Below are 15,988 nucleotides of genomic sequence, written 5' to 3' on the forward strand. Positions count from 1 at the left end.
AGCCGGTTGTCTGGTGGCGCCTCCTAGATAGGATGCGTCGGTTAAATGCACAAACGCCCCCACGGGCGAAACTCGCTGGTGGGGGGCGATCCCTGAACGACTCAAGGGACCGGAAGATCAGACGCTTCCGGATGTTTGGAGGGGCTTTAGGCGGATTGGCTGTCAGAGTCAACCTTATGGGCCGGTAGCCAGTTATTGACAGCATCCACCAGCCGTTGCGCGCCGCGGCCGCTGACATAGGCTTCGACAATCGGGTGACGCCCAGTACTCATTCCTTTTTTGAGGATCAGAACCGGACGATGCATCTTGGAGGTGGTCCTGTCGCGGGGCGAAGTGGTGGTTTCCACCTCAGCATGGGACAGGTTCGACAGTTCATGTTCTACGGTGTCATATCCAAAGACAGATTGGCGACGGATCAAAACACTATTGCTGTTGCGGTCCAGTATGACCTGAACACGGCGCACAAAGACACAGAAAGCGCCGATCCCCATCCCGCCACCGAACAGGGCAAAGAAGAGGCCGAACAAAATGCCCTCGCCGCCTTCGCTGACCATGAACAGGCCGACACCGACAAAGGCGAGGATGAAGAAGACCAGCGAGATGCCAATGAACCATGGTGTGTTGGATAGGATCAATTGGTCCGGGGAATTGCGCGTCACTTTCATGGCGGCACGCTAACACTGAATTTCGCGACTGTCGTGGATTGAATTTGCCCGCTTGTTGCGCGATGAGCATGCTAAACAGGAGATTTCCATGGACGCATCATCCGCTTTTCAGGACACATTGCCACTCAGTTCCGATGCGCTGTTGGCGCAACTGGACGATTGGGGGCTGGCTTATCGCCTGCACACCCATGTGCCACTGCGTACGGTTGAGGACTCTAAGGCAGTCGAAGATCAGTTCATGGTGCCGGGTGAAAACGCGCTGCGGCTCAAGAACCTGTATCTACGCGATAAGAAGAAGCGGAATTATCTGGTGACGCTCGAACAGAGCCGCGAGATCGACCTCAAGGCGCTGGGGGCAGAGCTGGGGGTAGGCAACCTGTCCTTCGGTTCGGCGGATCGGTTGATGCAAAACCTTGGTATCAGACCCGGCGCGGTCAGCCCGCTGGCGATGATCAACGGGGTGCAAAACAATGTGCGGTTCTTCCTGGACGGCGCGGCGCAGCAGGCGGACGTGATTTATATGCACCCGCTGGTCAATGACCGAACGGTTGCGATTGCGCGGGGTGATCTGATGGCGTTCTTTGATCGGATCGGGTGCGAGGTCAGCTGGCTGCCCTGACAGAACGCACCTTGCGGCCGAGATGTTTTTCAACAGAAGATGCGGCGGGCGCTTTAGCCGTCATCCAGCGCCAGTGACAAAGCCTCCGCGACATGGGCGGCGGATGGATTGACGAACAGATGCCCGTCGGCCTCGAAGACCGGGTCGTCGAGGTGATCGGGGAAGGCCAGAGGCAGTTCGGTGCAGGCCAGCAGGATCGCGGTGCCGGGGGTGGCGTGTTTGTTGCAGAAGGCCAGCAGCCGGGACCGGGCCGTGTCCGACGTGCCGCCATAGAAGTCATTGTCGATCATGGCCTGCATTTCTGCGATGTCAGCATCTGGCAAACGGTCGTTGGCCGCGATGCCCTCTTTGGCCAACCGCTGGGCGTAATCTGACGCTTGCATGGTAACAGCTGTGCCCAGAACAAGCGCGCGCGACGCGCCTGTTGATGCCGTGGCTTCAGCGGTTGCATCAAAAATGCTGAGGATGGGCATAGCGACGCCTTGCCGGATCGCGTGCAGGCGCGCGTGTGGTGTGTTTGAGGCGATGATGCCGAAATCGCAGCCCGCGCGCTCCAACGTCAGCAAGGCGTCGCGGAACACGGCGTCGAAACCGGCCCAACTGGCTTCATCTCCGGCCACGCCTCGCAGGGCGCGGGTTTTGGATTGGGTAACAGATTCGATGGTCATCGGCGGGATCGGCAGCGGAGAGCCGTGGCCACGCGCAGCAAAATACCGGCCCGCGCCTTCGGCAATCGCGCGATAGTAGTCGACCGTTGAAGCCCATCCTACGCCACCCAGAATGCCGATCTTTTTCATGATAAACGCCCAGCCTGCTGCTTTCTTTGCCGGTGCAGACTGGACGTTTCGATCAGGAAAGGCCAGAGCGGATCAGGCGGCCAGCTCGGTCACTGCCTGACGCGCGTTGTTCAACGCTGCTTCGGCATCCAGCGCCATTTTGTCGGCGGCGATCACTTCGATTTCGGTGATACCGATGAAACCAAGCACGTGGCGGACGTAGTTTGTGGCAAAGTCGATCTCGGATCCGACCGCCGTACCGCCTGAGGCGATGGCCAGCACCACGCGTTTGCCTTCAAGCAGGCCTTTGGGGCCGTTTTCGGTATACGAGAAAGTCACGCCCGCGCGAGCGACCAGATCAATCCAGGCCTTGAACGCGGCAGGGACCGAGAAATTGTAGATGGGCAGGCCGATGACGATGGTCTCGGCGTCTTGTAACTCGGCCACCAGTTCGTCCGACAAGGCCAATTGGTCCCGTTGCAATGGGTCGCGCTGATCGGCCGGGGTGAAGTTGGCGTTGATCCAGTCTTCGGTCAGCAACGGCAGAGGAGTCGCAAGATCGCGCCGAATGATGCGTGCGGCGCCCAGATGTTTGACGATACGGTCCGACAGCTCTCGGGTGGTTGAGCCATTGCGGCGGGCCGAGGCGTCGATATGCAGGATGGTCTTGGTCATTTCGGTGGTCCTTTGGTTGGTGAATCTTGCTTGGCTCTCGATATGAGTGTTGCGCCACCGAACAAAAGTTCGATATATCAACATTGATTGTTGGAAATTGCACAGAAGATGATTGCCATGGACAATTGGGACGAAGTCAGAACTGCGTATCAGGTCGCGCGCATGGGAACTGTCAGCGGTGCGGCCGAGGTTTTGGGAGTGCATCACGCGACGGTTATTCGCCATATCGACGCCATTGAGGCGCGGCTGGGGACCAAGCTGTTTCAACGCCATGCACGCGGCTATACACCCACTGAGGCGGGAGAGGATCTGATGCGGGTGGCGCAGGCGACCGAGGATCAGTTCAACCAGCTGGTTGGTCGGATGAAGGGGCGTGGGGATGATGTCTCGGGCGAGTTGGTCGTGACCTCGCTGGCATCGCTGGCCCCGCTGTTGGTGCCGACGCTGAGCGATTTCCAAAAGGCGCATCCCGACCTGATTGTGCGCTATCTGACCGGCGACCGCCTGTTTCGGCTGGAATATGGCGAGGCCCATGTGGCCATCCGGGCCGGGTCAGCCCCGGATCAGCCGGATAATGTAGTGCAGCCATTCCAGACTCAGGAAATGGGGCTTTATGCCTCGGCAGAATATATCGCGCGCCGGGGTAAACCATCAGGTGTCGAGGACTTTGCAGACCACGCCTTTGTGGGTGCTGATGATGAAAACAGCCGCGCGCCGTTTTCGCGCTGGTTGCGTGAAAACGCTCCGAATGAGTCGATAACCTTTCGGTGCTCAAACAATTTCACGGCTGCCGAAGCGATACGTGCCGGGGCTGGCATCGGGTTCATGGCCCGATGGGAGGCCGCGCGCTATCCCGATCTGATCGAGGTGATGGAGGTGTTGCCCGAGCTGTCGGGCAAACTGTGGTTGGTGACGCATGTCGATCTGCACCGGACCACCAAGGTTCAGGCTTTCTTGAAGTTTCTCAAAGACCGGGCCGGGGATTGGTTCCCATGAGTCCACAGGCCCGCGGCCACCTGGCCATGCTGACCTTTTCGGCGCTGGTCGCGGGGAGTTTCTCGCTGGGGTCGCTGGTCGCCAATCAAATCGCCCCCGAGGCGATCACGGCGGCGCGGTTTCTGATCGCCGCAGTCGTGATCGGGGTCGCTGCGCTGTTGACCACGGGTCTACCCCGCAGCGCGGCGCAGGCGCCGTGGCGCTATTTGGTGCTGGGCGGGCTGTTTGCCAGCTATTTCGTGCTGATGTTCCACGGGCTAAAAACCGCGCCGCCGGTCAGCGCAGCAGCGGTTTTCACCCTGACCCCCGTGATGTCCGCCGTGGCAGGTTGGGTGCTGTTGCGTCAGGTGACGACGCCGCGCATGGCGCTGGCGTTAACGGTGGGCGCAGTGGGGGCGCTGTGGGTCATCTTTCGTGCCGACTGGCGCGCCTTTACGGCTTTTGAGATCGGTAGCGGCGAGATCATCTATTTCTGGGGCTGCCTGATGCATGCGATCTACACGCCCATGGTGCGCAAGCTGAACCGGGGCGAGCCTGCAGTCGTGTTCACCTTTGGCACGCTGGTCGCGGGATGTGTGTTGCTGGTGCTTTACGGCTGGTCCGAGATAATGTCGACTGACTGGCTAAATCTGCCCCTGATAGTCTGGATCGGTCTTCTCTACGTGTCGATATTTGCAACGGCGGCCAGTTTTGTACTGGTGCAGTTCGCCACCTTGCGACTGCCCTCGGCCAAGGTGATGGCCTACACTTACCTGACGCCCAGCTGGGTGATCTTGTGGGAGATTGCTCTGGGCAATGGCGCTCCGGTCATGCTGATCCTGGTCGGTGTCGTTCTGACCTGCGTAGCGCTGCTGATGCTGCTGAAACCGGATGATCCGGTGAGTGCTGCCTCTGCGCTGACTCCGGGCGCGAAGTCGGATCGAACCGGCCATTGAGGCAGATCAATGTGAACATATGCAGCTTTCTCTATGCTTTCTGCCGAGGAGGAAGCCACCATGTTCAATCACATTATGTTTCCCGTCGACCTGCATCTGCCGCCTGAGGTCCGAAAAGCACAAGACGTGGCCGCAGAGGTCGCCAAGTGGCAGGGGGCAAAGATCACGGTCGTCAGTGTGACCGGCATGCAGCCGGGTGATCCGGTCCAACCTGAAGCAGCCATAAATCAACAGCTTTCTGACTTTGCCGATCAACTGGCCGAAGAAAGCGGGGCCGAAGTCAGTTTCCGCAATATCCATTCAGTCGACGTTGCGGCTGAGGTTGATGGCGATCTGAAGAATGCAGCCGAAGACTTAGGCGCTGATTTGATTGTCGTGGGCACCCATGCGCCCCGGATCACCGATTATATCTTTTCCAGCCACGCAGGATACCTGGCCAAACACGCGAAGGTTTCAGTCTTCGTCGTCCGGTGACGTGTCAGGGGTCGTCACCTGAAGGCAGTTCGGTTTCAAGAAACCGCTCAAACGCATCCAGATTGACCGGTTCGAACTGCCCGAACCCCTGCATCCAGACCGACGCCGCGCGCAGGGCGTCGGGTTCTAGCTTGCACCACTTTACCCGCCCGCGTTTCTCCTGAGATATCAGCCCAGCCTTGGTCAGAATGACCAGATGCTTCGATATCGCGGCCAGGGACATCTCGAACGGGTCGGCCACGTCTGTCACGGCCATGTCGTCCTCTAGCAGCATCGCCAGGATGGCGCGTCGGGTCGGGTCGGCAAGGGCTGCGAATACGGTGTCGAGATCATTGGACATGCAATCGCTGAACCACAGCCTTCGGGTTTGGTCAACCATTTGGTTGAATATGCGGATTCCGCGCAAACGGGGCTGGTTGTCGGCATGCAGAAGGGTTTGACTGCGCTGCGTGATGCATAAAACATATTTAAATCAACGGCTTGGCGTGCGGCAATTCGGGTGCTCAATGCCGTTGACTCTGCGCCCCATGCCCCTTAGCACCCTACCCAAGACTGTGCGAGGGAAACGCCCGTGACCGATGACGACCAAAAGCAGCGTATGGCGCAGCTGGAGGCCAAGATCGACGCGGCGAAAAAGGCCAAAGCGCCGAAGCCTCGGGCAGATGCTGACGTCTCGGGCGGCGAGCTTGCCTGGAGGATGGTCATTGAAATGGTATCCGGTCTGGGGATCGGATTTGGCATCGGATACGGGCTGGACAGCCTGCTCGGGACAATCCCGATCTTTCTGGTGCTGTTCACATTGCTGGGCCTTGTCGCGGGCGTGAAGGTTATGCTCCGCAGCGCGAAAGAGGTTCAAGAGAAACAAGCGGCGGCGACGGCTGCCGAGAAGGACGAGAGGGACTGAACGTGGCAACTGAGACCACCGCAGCAGAAGGCAGCAGCCTGGTTTTCCACCCGATGGATCAGTTCATCGTTAAGCCGTTGTTCGGCGACGGTGCGATTGCGTGGTACACGCCCACCAACGTGACCCTGTGGCTGTTTCTGGCGATTGCGGCGATCTTCGCTCTGCTGGTTCTGAGCACCTCGAAGCGCGCGATTGTTCCGACCCGAATGCAGTCGGTGGCCGAACTGGCCTATGGCTTCATCTACAAGATGCTGGAAGACATCTGTGGCAAGGAAGGCGTCAAGTACTTCCCCTATGTCATGACCCTGTTCATGTTCATCGTCTGCGCGAACTTCCTGGGCATGATCCCCATGTCCTTCACCACCACATCGCATTTCGCCGTGACCATCCCGCTGGCGCTGTCGGTCTTCCTGACCGTGACCGTGCTGGGTTTTGTCAAAAACGGTGCAGGCTTCCTGGGCCTGTTCTGGGTCTCAAGCGCGCCGCTGGCGCTGCGCCCTGTTCTGGCGATCATCGAGCTGATCTCGTACTTCGTGCGCCCGGTCAGCCACTCCATTCGTCTTGCCGGTAACGTCATGGCAGGCCACGCCGTGATCAAGGTGTTCGCAGGCTTTGCTGCGATTGCCGCGATCTCGCCTGTGTCCGTGCTGGCGATCACCGCAATGTACGGCCTAGAGGTCCTCGTGTCCTTTATCCAGGCCTACGTATTCACCATTCTGACCTGTGTTTATCTGAAAGATGCGCTGCATCCTTCGCACTAAGGTCCGATACCCCAAAATCGAAACTTCCAATTCGTAAGGAGATACATCATGGAAGGCGATCTCGCACACATCGGCGCAGGCCTGGCAGCAATCGGTTCCGGCGCAGCCGCAATCGGGGTGGGCAACGTTGCAGGCAACTTCCTGGCCGGCGCCCTGCGCAACCCTTCGGCGGCTGCTTCGCAGACCGCAACCCTCTTCATCGGTATCGCGTTCGCAGAAGCCCTGGGGATCTTCGCATTCCTGGTCTCGCTGCTGCTGATGTTCGCCGTATAATCTGCGGAACCTGATCCTTACGCGCAGGTGGGCCCAAGCCATAGCGGCCCACCTGTTGTAAAGACAAGTTTCCGACGGAGGATATCATGGCGACTGAACCCCTTACAGAAGAGGTAGCTGGCTCGTGCGTCGACTCCTATGGCTCTGCCATCGGGATGCCGCAGCTCTGCTTCGATTGGTTCCCCAACCAGATTTTCTGGCTGGTCATCACGCTGGTCGTCATCTTTCTGGTCCTGTCCCGCGTGGCCTTGCCTCGCATCGCGGCAATCCTGGCTGAACGTCAGGGGACCATTACAAATGACCTGGCTGCGGCCGAAGATCTGAAGGCCAAGGCGGTCGAGGCCGAAGAGGCCTATAACAAGGCGCTGGCCGATGCCCGTGCCGAAGCGCAGCGTATCGCTGCCGAAGCACGTGCGGAAATCCAGGCTGGTCTGGATGACGCGATTGCCAAGGCGGATGCGGAAATCGCTGCAAAGGCGGCTGAATCGGAAAAGGCAATTGCCGACATCCGTGCCGGTGCGCTGGAAAGCATTCAAGTGGTTGCCAAGGATACGGCGGCTGAACTGGTCACAGCACTGGGCGGCGAGGCGGATGCTTCGACCATCGACAGTGCCGTTGACGCGCAGATGAAAGGATAAGTGACATGCGGAACACTCTTGCCCTTATCCTGACCTTCGGCGCAGCCAGCCCGGCATTGGCAGCCAAAGGCCCGTTCTTCTCGCTGGCCAATACGGACTTTGTCGTCACTCTGGGCTTCATCGTTTTCATCGCGGTCCTGTTCTATTTCAAGGTTCCGGGCATGATCGGTGGCGCGCTGGACAATCGTGCCGAAGGCATCAAGTCCGAGCTGGACGAAGCCCGTGCCCTGCATGAAGAAGCACGCAGCCTGCTGGCCTCGTATGAGCGCAAGCAGCGTGAGGTGCAGACTCAGGCGGACGCCATCGTGGCTGCCGCGAAGGACGACGCCGCTCTGGCCGCTGAGCAAGCCAAAGCTGATCTGGAGAAGTCCATCGCACGCCGTCTGGCCGCTGCGCAGGATCAGATCGCGTCGGCTGAAGCTTCGGCTGTGAAGGAAGTCCGTGATCAGGCCATCACCGTAGCCGTTTCTGCGGCAAACGCGGTTCTGGCCAAGCAGATGACGGCCACTCAGGCGAACAAGCTGATTGACGCGGCAATTGCCGATGTCGGTGAAAAGCTGCACTGATCGCTGAATATACGGTTTGAAAGAACCCGAGGGCCTCAGGCTCTCGGGTTTTTTGGTTGTATCAGCCGGTTTTTGTCGATTTGCGCCAACTGATGAACCAAACGATCAGGGCGAGCAGCACGATTGCGATCTCAACCTTGAACGTCCAGTGGTTGAGGAAGGACAGTATCCAGTGAGAGTGGGTCGCCTGCACGGTAACCAATGGATAGGTGGCGTCTGAAAGGGGCCAAAGCCACGCAACCTGACCCGTGATCGAGTCCAGCATCATGTGAACCAAACCACCCGCACCGAAGAAAGCCAGCGCAGTTCCCGCGCGCGGCAGCCAGAGCCTCAGCACTGCACCACATAACAGAAACCCGGCCCAAATGATCGGGCGGTGGGTCAGGTAGGAGTGATGGTGGTGCCCGCGATCGTCAACGAAATAAAACCATAAGATGTCCAAATCCGGCGCAACAGCCCCAACCATGGCGGCGGCAAATGCCAGTTTGCCCAAATTCGGAGTTGCCGCCCGAAAGATCAGGTAAGCGCCGGGCAAGTGGCCGATGAACATCAGACCTTGCCGGTCTCGTGCTGTAACCTTTGCCGGGCGATTTCCTCGTTGCGGGTGGCTTTTTGCTGATCGGCCATGCAGCGTTCGACGAAGCTGAGGTGCTGTTCAACCGCCTGACGTGCGCCTTTTGGGTCGCGATCCTGCAACGCGGTGTTGATTGCACGGTGTTGGTCCAGAATGGCGCCGCGCGTGGTGCGCTGCTGGAACATCATCTGGCGATTGTAGAACACACCCTGTTGCAGCAGGTCATACATCGACCGCATCATGTGCAGCATCACAACATTATGGCTGGCCTCGATGATCGCCATATGGAATTGCGCGTCCAGATTGGCCTCATCGCCCGGCGCGTTTCGGGTGTGGGCGGCCTCCATCTTTTCGAAAATCGCCTGTACGACCTTCAGATCGCTGTCCGATCCAAGACGCGCCGCGCGCTCGGCCGCAAGCCCTTCCATGTCGCGCCGGAAGGACAGAAAGTCGAACACCGCTTCTTCGTGGCTGCTGAACAATTGCACCAGCGCCGGGGAAAAGGCCGAGCCCAGAACCTCGGCCACATAGATGCCGGACCCGGCCTTGGCCGTCAGCAGACCCTGTTCCTGCAAGTTGGAAATCGCATCCCGCAGCGAAGGGCGCGAGACGCCCAACCGGTCCGCCAGTTCGCGCTCGGCCGGTAGCCGTTCGCCGGGGCGCAGAATGCCGCGCAGGATCAGCAGCTCGATCTGTTTCACCACCGCGACAGAGAGCTTTTCGGTCTGGATTTTCTGGAATGGCATAGAGATTTCCGAAATTGGTCAAATCATATGACCACGTATTTCGGGACGGTTCAAGAATGTCGGATCAACTCACCTGAAACATTAGGTCAGCATTATTGACTTTAATGAATCGATGCATAGGCTGCCGTCCAAGAGAATGGAGGAGCTCATGTCGACGAAAGATCTGTTCGCCACGCGGGCGTCGCGGATGAAGGCATCCGAGATACGTGAATTGCTCAAACTGCTGGATCAGCCGGGGATTATTTCCTTTGCGGGCGGCATCCCGGACCCGGCGCTGTTCCCAGCGGACGGGTTTGCCGCAGCATTCCAGAACGCGCTAAGTACCGGCAGCCAGGCACAGGCGCTGCAATATTCGGTCAGCGAGGGCTATGTCCCCCTGCGCGAGTGGCTGGTCGATCACATGCGTCAGATCGGGATCGAGTGTGACCTCGACAACATCCTTATCACCTCGGGTTCGCAACAGGCGTTGGATTATCTGGGTAAGCTCTATCTGTCGCCGGGCGATACTGCATTGGTCGGCTGGCCGACCTATCTGGGCGCGCTGGCGGCGTTCAACGCGTATGAGCCGCGCTTTGACAGGCTCAGCATCAATGGCAACCGGGGGGCTTCAGAATATGCGGCCGCCGCGGGTGAGGGGGCGGTGAAGTTTGCGTATCTGTCGTCCGACTTTGCCAACCCGACCGGAGAGACGGTGGATCTGCGCGGGCGCGAGGCTCTGCTGGATCTGGCTGATGACCTGAACTGTGCAGTTATCGAAGACGGTGCCTATCAGGCCCTGCGTTATGACGGTGAAGCGATTCCACCCGTTCTGGCGTTGGAACTGGCGCGTAAGGGTTCAATCGAGGCCTGTAGGACGATCTATTGCGGCAGTTTCTCAAAAACCCTGTCTCCGGGTTTGCGGGTGGGTTGGGTCGTGGCGGCGAAACCGGTGATATCGCAGTTGGTGTTGATGAAACAGGCCGCCGATCTGCATTCGGCGACGATCAATCAGATGGCGATCAACGAAGTGGCCCGGGTCTGTTTCGACACGCATATCCCCATGCTGCGCCGTATTTACGGTGCGCGCCGCGATGCCATGTTGGACGCCTTGCAGGAACACATGCCGGACCGCGTCGATTGGACCAAGCCCGAAGGCGGTATGTTCGTCTGGGTGACGCTGCCTAAGGGTAGCGTCGGGGCCGATCTACTGGCCCGCGCGCTTGAGACGGTCAAAGTAGCCTTTGTTCCGGGACAGGCCTTTTTCCCGGATGAAACCGGGGCCAACACCATCCGGCTGAGTTTCTCCAACTCGGACGAGGCGACGATCCGCGAGGGTATCCGTCGCTTGGGTGAAGTTCTACGCGCCTGAGGGTTGGAAAGGTTCTGTTAACCAAATTGCGGCAATGTTGGGTGCATGATCCGGTATCTGCCCCTCCTGATGGTGCTGGCCGCCTGTTCGGCCGGCACCCCTTATTTTCGCGATGTGCCGGCAACCCGTGTGGCGGTGAATGGCAGCGTGTTTGATGTGCGCGTGCGCGGAGACATTGCCGAGGCTGTACGTGTCAATGTGCAATACGCCCCTCGGCTGGGGCCAATCCGGGATCGGGCCGGGCTGGCGATGGCGCAGGTTTCGGGCTGCCCTATTCTGGATGTGCTGGGCGATGCGGCAGTGACGGTCGGCGTGCTGGGCTGCGACCGTGAGGCCGGAGAGCGTTTGCTGCTGACCGCCGTTTCGACCCCGAACTACGAATGCGTCGACTACGGTATCTATGAAAATGTCGGCAGTGGTTATGGCTATCAGGTTTTTGAGTGCACACCTTACTAGAATGGGCGTGAATCAGCGCATTTCGGCAAGATATTGTGGATAAGTCGGGATGATATCCCATATCCTGCGCATCATCGTTGACTCACCCCCAATCCGTTGCGCAGACTTCCAGATATAGGAATCACGGGACTCATTGCCTTTGCGCTTCAGCAAACTCAAACTCACCGGCTTCAAAAGCTTTGTCGATCCGACCGATCTGATCATCGCGGATGGGTTGACCGGCGTGGTGGGGCCGAACGGGTGCGGCAAGTCCAACCTTCTGGAAGCTTTGCGTTGGGTGATGGGTGAAAACCGCCCCAAATCCATGCGTGGCGGAGCGATGGAGGATGTGATCTTTGCCGGTGCCGCCACGCGCCCGGCCCGTAACTTTGCCGAGGTTGTCCTGACCATGGACAACTCGGAACGCCTCGCGCCTTCGGGGTTCAACGATACTGACCAGCTTGAGATTGTGCGTCGTATCACCCGCGATGTGGGCAGCGCCTACAAGACCAACGGCAAGGATGTGCGCGCACGCGATGTGCAGATGCTGTTCGCCGATGCCTCGACCGGGGCGCATTCGCCCGCGCTGGTGGGGCAGAACCGGATTGCCGAACTGATCAACGCCAAACCCCGCGCGCGTCGCCGTATTCTGGAAGAGGCGGCGGGGATTTCGGGGCTCTATCAGCGGCGGCACGAGGCCGAGCTGAAGCTAAAAGGCACCGAATCCAACCTGACCCGCGTTGATGACGTGTTGGAGCAATTGGGTGGGCAGTTGGCGCAGCTTGCCCGTCAGGCCCGTCAGGCCGCGCGCTATCGCGAGATTGGCGAGCAATTGCGGCAGGCCGAAGGGATGCTGCTGTATCGCCGCTGGAAAGAGGCTGATATGGCCCGCCAGCAAGCCGAAGAGAAACTGCGCGAGCGGATCACCGAAGCGTCCCGAGCTGAGGCCGAAGCCCGCGCTGCGGCAACAAAACGCGCCGAGATTGAAGAGACCTTGCCGCCGCTACGCGAGGAGGAGGCTATCGCTGCCGCTGTCCTGCAACGCCAGCAGGTGCAGCGCGACCAACTCTCGGATCAGGAAACCCGCGCTCGTCAGACAATCGAAACCCTGACCAACCGAATCCAACAGTTGGGTAATGATATTGAGCGTGAAACCGGTCTGAACCGGGATGCAGGCGAGATGATTGAACGCTTGGAATGGGAAGCGCGCGAGCTGGCCAAAGCCGCCGAGGGTCATGATGAAAAGGTTGCTGAGGCCGCCGAGATCGCCCGTGAAGCTGCTGCCGTTTTGCAGGACCGCGAAGATCACCTTTCGCAGGAAACCGAGGATATGGCGCGTCTGGTTGCCCGCCACCAATCGGCGCAGCGTCTGGTCGAGGACAGCCGCAAGACCCTGGCCCGATCCGAGGGCGAAGAGGAAAAAGCACGCGTTGCGGTTGCGGACGCACGCGAGGCCCTGACCCGTTCAAGCGAGGCGTTTGAAGCCGCACAAGAAGGTGAGGAGGAAGCCCGCGAAGCCGCCGAAGCCGCCGAAGAGGCGCTGGCCGCCGCCGATGAGCTGCGCAATGACACGCAGGCGCGCGAGGCTGAAGCTCGTGCGAAGCGCTCCGAGGCCGAAGGGGAATTGGGTGCCATCCGGGCCGAAACCACTGCGCTGGCTAAACTGGTCGAACGCGACACGGCCGAAGGCGGGCAGGTGCTTGACTTGCTGCGCGTTGCTCCGGGCTATGAAAAGGCATTGGGTGCGGCGCTGGCCGATGATCTGCGTGCGCCACTGGTCGAGGGTGACGGCCCCTCGGGCTGGGTGCAGGTGGCGGGTTATGACAGCGACCAGCCGTTGCCTGAGGGCGCTGAGCCTCTAGCGTTGCACGTATCCGGCCCCGATCGTCTGAGCCGCCGGATCGCGCAGATTGGTCTGGTTGATGCGGATCAGGGCGCGCGAATGCAGGCGTCGTTGAAACCGGGGCAGCGTCTGGTATCGCGGTCAGGTGATCTCTGGCGCTGGGATGGGTTCCGCGCCTGGGCCGAAGATGCGCCAAGCGCCGCTGCCTTGCGGCTGGAACAGTTGAACAAGCTGGAAGCCCTGAAACAGGAACTCACCCGCGCCGAGGCTCAGGCGGATGGTGCCCGTGCCGCGCATGAGGCTCTGTCCCAGCAGCTGGCTGATGTGACCGAAGCCGACCGCCGCGCACGTGAGGCGCGCCGCGCCGCCGATCAGCGGATGGCAGAAACAGCGCGGGCGTTGTCTCGTGCCGAGGCGGACCGCAATCTGGCGCAGGGCAAGTTGGAAACCCTCTCCCTTGCCGTGGATCGCCACAAAGAGGACGCCATGTCCGCCCGCGCCCAACTGCGCGAAGCCGAAGGAGCGCTGGCCGGGTTGGGCGACCTCGACAGCGCCCGCGCGCAGGTCGAAGACATCAAGCAAACGGTCGAGGCAGCGCGGATCACCATGCTGACTCACCGCTCGACCCATGATGAGCTGCGCCGCGAAGGCGAGGCGCGGACGCGCCGAGGCCAGGAGGTAACGAAAGACCTCAGCGGATGGCGGCACCGGTTGGACAGTGCCGAAAAGCGGATTTCGGAACTGGCTGAACGCAAGGAAAGTTCCGAGGAGGAACTGTCAGAGGCCATGGCCGCACCTGCGGAAATCGCCGAAGCCCGCGAAGAGCTGAACGAATTGATCGCCGCCGCCGAAGCCCGCCGGGCCGAGGCCGCCGACAAGCTGGCCGAGGCCGAAACTCAGCAACGTGAGATCGTGCTGGCCGAGCGCGAGGCGGAACGGCTGGCGTCTGAGGCGCGCGAAACACGTGCAGCGGCCGAGGCGCGTTGTGATGCGGCCCGGGAAAGCGTAGCTGCGGCATCAGAGCGGATCGCCGAGGATCAGCAACTGACCCCGAACCAGTTGCTGAACCAGTTAGACGTGAACCCCGATCAGATGCCCGCAGCTGACCAGCTTGAGGCCGAGGTCAACCGCCACAAACGTCAGCGCGATGCGATGGGCGCGGTGAACCTGCGCGCCGAAGAGGACAGCAAGGACGTTCAGGAAGAGTTTGACACGCTCAGCAGCGAAAAGGCCGATCTGGAAGAGGCGATCAAAGCCCTGCGCAGCGGCATCGCCAGCCTCAACCGTGAAGGACGCGAGCGTTTGTTGACCGCGTTTGAACAGGTGAACTCGAACTTTGCGATGCTGTTCAAACACCTTTTCGGCGGCGGTGAGGCCAATTTGGTGATGGTTGAAAGCGACGACCCGCTGGATGCCGGGCTTGAGATCATGTGTCAGCCGCCGGGCAAGAAGCTTTCGACGCTCAGCCTGCTCTCGGGTGGCGAACAGACCCTGACCGCGACTGCGCTGATCTTTGGCGTCTTCCTTGCCAACCCGGCCCCGATCTGTGTGCTGGACGAAGTCGACGCGCCGCTTGACGACGCCAACGTGACCCGGTTCTGCGACCTGCTGGACGAGATGTGCCGTCAGACCGACACTCGGTTCCTGATCATCACGCACCACGCGGTGACGATGGCGCGGATGGACCGGCTGTTCGGCGTGACCATGCAAGAGCAGGGCGTCAGCCAGTTGGTTTCGGTCGACCTGAAGAAAGCCGAGCAGATGGTCGCCTGACCCATCACCGCAATGTCATCCCCGTTTCAGTAGCACTCGGGCTAGGGTGGGGCATGACACGCTTTATGATCTTTGCCCTGTTGATTGCAGCCCCGGTCCAGGCCGCAGACTGGCCGGTGAAGCCCGGTGACGTCCCGCTGAGCCCCGAAGAACTCGAAGCGCTGGAAGGGCGCACGTTGACCTTTTACGATGACGGTCAATCAAAGTATTCGGCGGGCGGGGCCTATTCTTACACCTATGCCAGCGGGCAGTCCGCTTTTGGTACTTATTCCATCGCCGAGGATGGCAGCATCTGCATCGCCTATCGAAACGGCTTTAGCCGCTGTGATCTGTATGTGCGCAGCGGGGACAGACTGATCCTGATCGACGAGAAAGGGGATCGCTATCCGGTGCGGCCGGAATAAGGGCGCATGCGGTCGAAGAAGGTTGTCTCTTCATTTTGGTTACGAAAGTTGCAAGATTGCGGTCCGTAACCTGTAATGTAGTTGCCTAATAAAGGACTTACTAAGTGACCGAAGATAGCAGACTCGCCCGTGGGCGGAAACTTGGATCGCATGGTCGCCAGCAAGAAGATGGGGTGCTCGTCATACGCACCATCGCCATGCCTGCGGATACCAACCCGGCAGGAGATATCTTTGGCGGTTGGCTAATGTCTCAGATGGACTTGGCTGCGGGCAACATGGCAGCGCGGGTGGCACAAGGGCGATCAGCCACCGTTTCGGTCGAAGCGATGCAGTTCCTGCAACCCGTCAAGGTTGGAGATGAGGTGACGCTCTATGCAACGCTAACGCATGTGGGGCGCACTTCCATCCGGGTGCTCGTGGATGTTTGGGCGCGCCCGCGGCAATCGCAGAATGGGAAGAAGGTAACGGAAGCCGAGTTTGTGTTCGTAGCATTGGACGATCACGGCGCGCCGCGTCCGGTTTTCAAAGACGACTAATACTACAGTTGCGCATTGACTTGATCTCTGATTCATTACTGGTGATC

20 protein-coding genes are annotated in these 15,988 nt (G+C 59.9%); 14 read left to right on the forward strand and 6 right to left on the reverse strand.

Annotated elements, in window-relative coordinates:
- Positions 1 to 146: 146 nt before the first annotated feature.
- Positions 147 to 665 carry a hypothetical protein gene (locus ACOQOY_RS15260; protein WP_420586223.1) on the reverse strand — a complete coding sequence of 173 codons (519 nt, stop codon included), beginning with the start codon at positions 663 to 665 and terminating at the stop codon, positions 147 to 149.
- Between the two features lie 88 nt (positions 666 to 753).
- On the opposite strand from ACOQOY_RS15260, the gene ACOQOY_RS15265 reads away from it, so the two are divergent.
- Entirely contained in the window at positions 754 to 1,284 is a 531-nt protein-coding gene (locus ACOQOY_RS15265) for a prolyl-tRNA synthetase associated domain-containing protein (RefSeq protein WP_420586224.1), read from the forward strand.
- A gap of 53 nt (positions 1,285 to 1,337) precedes the next feature.
- Here the strand turns inward: ACOQOY_RS15265 and ACOQOY_RS15270 are convergent, their stop codons facing one another.
- Both ACOQOY_RS15270 and ACOQOY_RS15275 read right to left on the reverse strand, forming a co-directional pair.
- Positions 1,338 to 2,081, reverse strand: a complete 744-nt coding sequence (locus tag ACOQOY_RS15270; protein ID WP_420586225.1) for an aspartate/glutamate racemase family protein — start codon at positions 2,079 to 2,081, stop codon at positions 1,338 to 1,340.
- Positions 2,082 to 2,153: 72 nt separating this feature from the next.
- A complete protein-coding gene (locus ACOQOY_RS15275) occupies positions 2,154 to 2,735 on the reverse strand; it encodes an FMN-dependent NADH-azoreductase (RefSeq protein WP_420586226.1) in 582 nt (193 codons plus the stop codon).
- 117 nt (positions 2,736 to 2,852) lie between these two features.
- Here ACOQOY_RS15275 and ACOQOY_RS15280 point away from each other — a divergent pair, with 117 nt between their 5' ends.
- From ACOQOY_RS15280 to ACOQOY_RS15290, 3 genes are read left to right on the forward strand one after another with little or no spacing between them, the layout of a single operon-like run.
- Entirely contained in the window at positions 2,853 to 3,731 is an 879-nt protein-coding gene (locus ACOQOY_RS15280) for a LysR family transcriptional regulator (RefSeq protein WP_420586227.1), read from the forward strand.
- Entirely contained in the window at positions 3,728 to 4,666 is a 939-nt protein-coding gene (locus ACOQOY_RS15285; protein WP_420586228.1) for a DMT family transporter, read from the forward strand. Before ACOQOY_RS15280 ends, ACOQOY_RS15285 begins: the two co-directional genes overlap by 4 nt.
- A gap of 60 nt (positions 4,667 to 4,726) precedes the next feature.
- Positions 4,727 to 5,140 carry a universal stress protein gene (locus tag ACOQOY_RS15290; RefSeq protein ID WP_420586229.1) on the forward strand — a complete coding sequence of 138 codons (414 nt, stop codon included), beginning with the start codon at positions 4,727 to 4,729 and terminating at the stop codon, positions 5,138 to 5,140.
- A 4-nt stretch (positions 5,141 to 5,144) separates the two neighbouring features.
- Here ACOQOY_RS15290 and ACOQOY_RS15295 read toward each other — a convergent pair whose 3' ends face one another.
- Positions 5,145 to 5,480, reverse strand: coding sequence for an ArsR/SmtB family transcription factor (locus ACOQOY_RS15295; protein WP_420586230.1), 336 nt, complete (start codon positions 5,478 to 5,480; stop codon positions 5,145 to 5,147).
- A gap of 231 nt (positions 5,481 to 5,711) precedes the next feature.
- Here ACOQOY_RS15295 and ACOQOY_RS15300 point away from each other — a divergent pair, with 231 nt between their 5' ends.
- From ACOQOY_RS15300 to ACOQOY_RS15320, 5 genes are all read left to right on the forward strand, one after another.
- Positions 5,712 to 6,044, forward strand: a complete 333-nt coding sequence (locus tag ACOQOY_RS15300) for an AtpZ/AtpI family protein (RefSeq protein WP_170561238.1) — start codon at positions 5,712 to 5,714, stop codon at positions 6,042 to 6,044.
- Positions 6,045 to 6,046: 2 nt separating this feature from the next.
- Positions 6,047 to 6,805 (forward strand): F0F1 ATP synthase subunit A, encoded by a 759-nt coding sequence (locus tag ACOQOY_RS15305; RefSeq protein WP_170797851.1) that lies wholly within the window; start codon positions 6,047 to 6,049, stop codon positions 6,803 to 6,805.
- 48 nt (positions 6,806 to 6,853) lie between these two features.
- On the forward strand, positions 6,854 to 7,078 hold the full coding sequence (locus tag ACOQOY_RS15310) for a F0F1 ATP synthase subunit C (protein ID WP_005981269.1): 225 nt from the start codon (positions 6,854 to 6,856) through the stop codon (positions 7,076 to 7,078).
- 86 nt (positions 7,079 to 7,164) lie between these two features.
- On the forward strand, positions 7,165 to 7,716 hold the full coding sequence (locus tag ACOQOY_RS15315) for a F0F1 ATP synthase subunit B' (protein ID WP_420586231.1): 552 nt from the start codon (positions 7,165 to 7,167) through the stop codon (positions 7,714 to 7,716).
- 5 nt (positions 7,717 to 7,721) lie between these two features.
- Entirely contained in the window at positions 7,722 to 8,282 is a 561-nt protein-coding gene (locus ACOQOY_RS15320) for a F0F1 ATP synthase subunit B (RefSeq protein ID WP_420586232.1), read from the forward strand.
- Positions 8,283 to 8,343: 61 nt separating this feature from the next.
- Here the strand turns inward: ACOQOY_RS15320 and ACOQOY_RS15325 are convergent, their stop codons facing one another.
- Complete coding sequence (locus tag ACOQOY_RS15325) at positions 8,344 to 8,832, reverse strand: metal-dependent hydrolase (protein WP_420586233.1); 489 nt, start codon at positions 8,830 to 8,832, stop codon at positions 8,344 to 8,346.
- Complete coding sequence (locus ACOQOY_RS15330) at positions 8,832 to 9,602, reverse strand: FCD domain-containing protein (RefSeq protein WP_420586234.1); 771 nt, start codon at positions 9,600 to 9,602, stop codon at positions 8,832 to 8,834. The genes ACOQOY_RS15325 and ACOQOY_RS15330 overlap by 1 nt, the downstream gene beginning before the upstream one ends.
- A 148-nt stretch (positions 9,603 to 9,750) precedes the next feature.
- On the opposite strand from ACOQOY_RS15330, the gene ACOQOY_RS15335 reads away from it, so the two are divergent.
- The 5 genes from ACOQOY_RS15335 to ACOQOY_RS15355 all read left to right on the forward strand — a co-directional run bounded on the left by ACOQOY_RS15335 (position 9,751) and on the right by ACOQOY_RS15355 (position 15,941).
- A complete protein-coding gene (locus tag ACOQOY_RS15335) occupies positions 9,751 to 10,950 on the forward strand; it encodes a PLP-dependent aminotransferase family protein (protein WP_420586235.1) in 1,200 nt (399 codons plus the stop codon).
- Between the two features lie 45 nt (positions 10,951 to 10,995).
- A complete protein-coding gene (locus tag ACOQOY_RS15340) occupies positions 10,996 to 11,406 on the forward strand; it encodes a hypothetical protein (protein WP_420586236.1) in 411 nt (136 codons plus the stop codon).
- A 139-nt stretch (positions 11,407 to 11,545) separates the two neighbouring features.
- Positions 11,546 to 15,001 (forward strand): chromosome segregation SMC family protein, encoded by a 3,456-nt coding sequence (locus tag ACOQOY_RS15345; protein WP_420586237.1) that lies wholly within the window; start codon positions 11,546 to 11,548, stop codon positions 14,999 to 15,001.
- 53 nt (positions 15,002 to 15,054) lie between these two features.
- Positions 15,055 to 15,405 carry a hypothetical protein gene (locus tag ACOQOY_RS15350; RefSeq protein WP_420586238.1) on the forward strand — a complete coding sequence of 117 codons (351 nt, stop codon included), beginning with the start codon at positions 15,055 to 15,057 and terminating at the stop codon, positions 15,403 to 15,405.
- Between the two features lie 197 nt (positions 15,406 to 15,602).
- On the forward strand, positions 15,603 to 15,941 hold the full coding sequence (locus ACOQOY_RS15355; RefSeq protein WP_420587252.1) for an acyl-CoA thioesterase: 339 nt from the start codon (positions 15,603 to 15,605) through the stop codon (positions 15,939 to 15,941).
- Positions 15,942 to 15,988: the final 47 nt, after the last annotated feature.

The sequence above is a fragment of the Ruegeria sp. genome (assembly GCF_965221235.1).
Classification (GTDB): Bacteria; Pseudomonadota; Alphaproteobacteria; order Rhodobacterales; family Rhodobacteraceae; genus Ruegeria.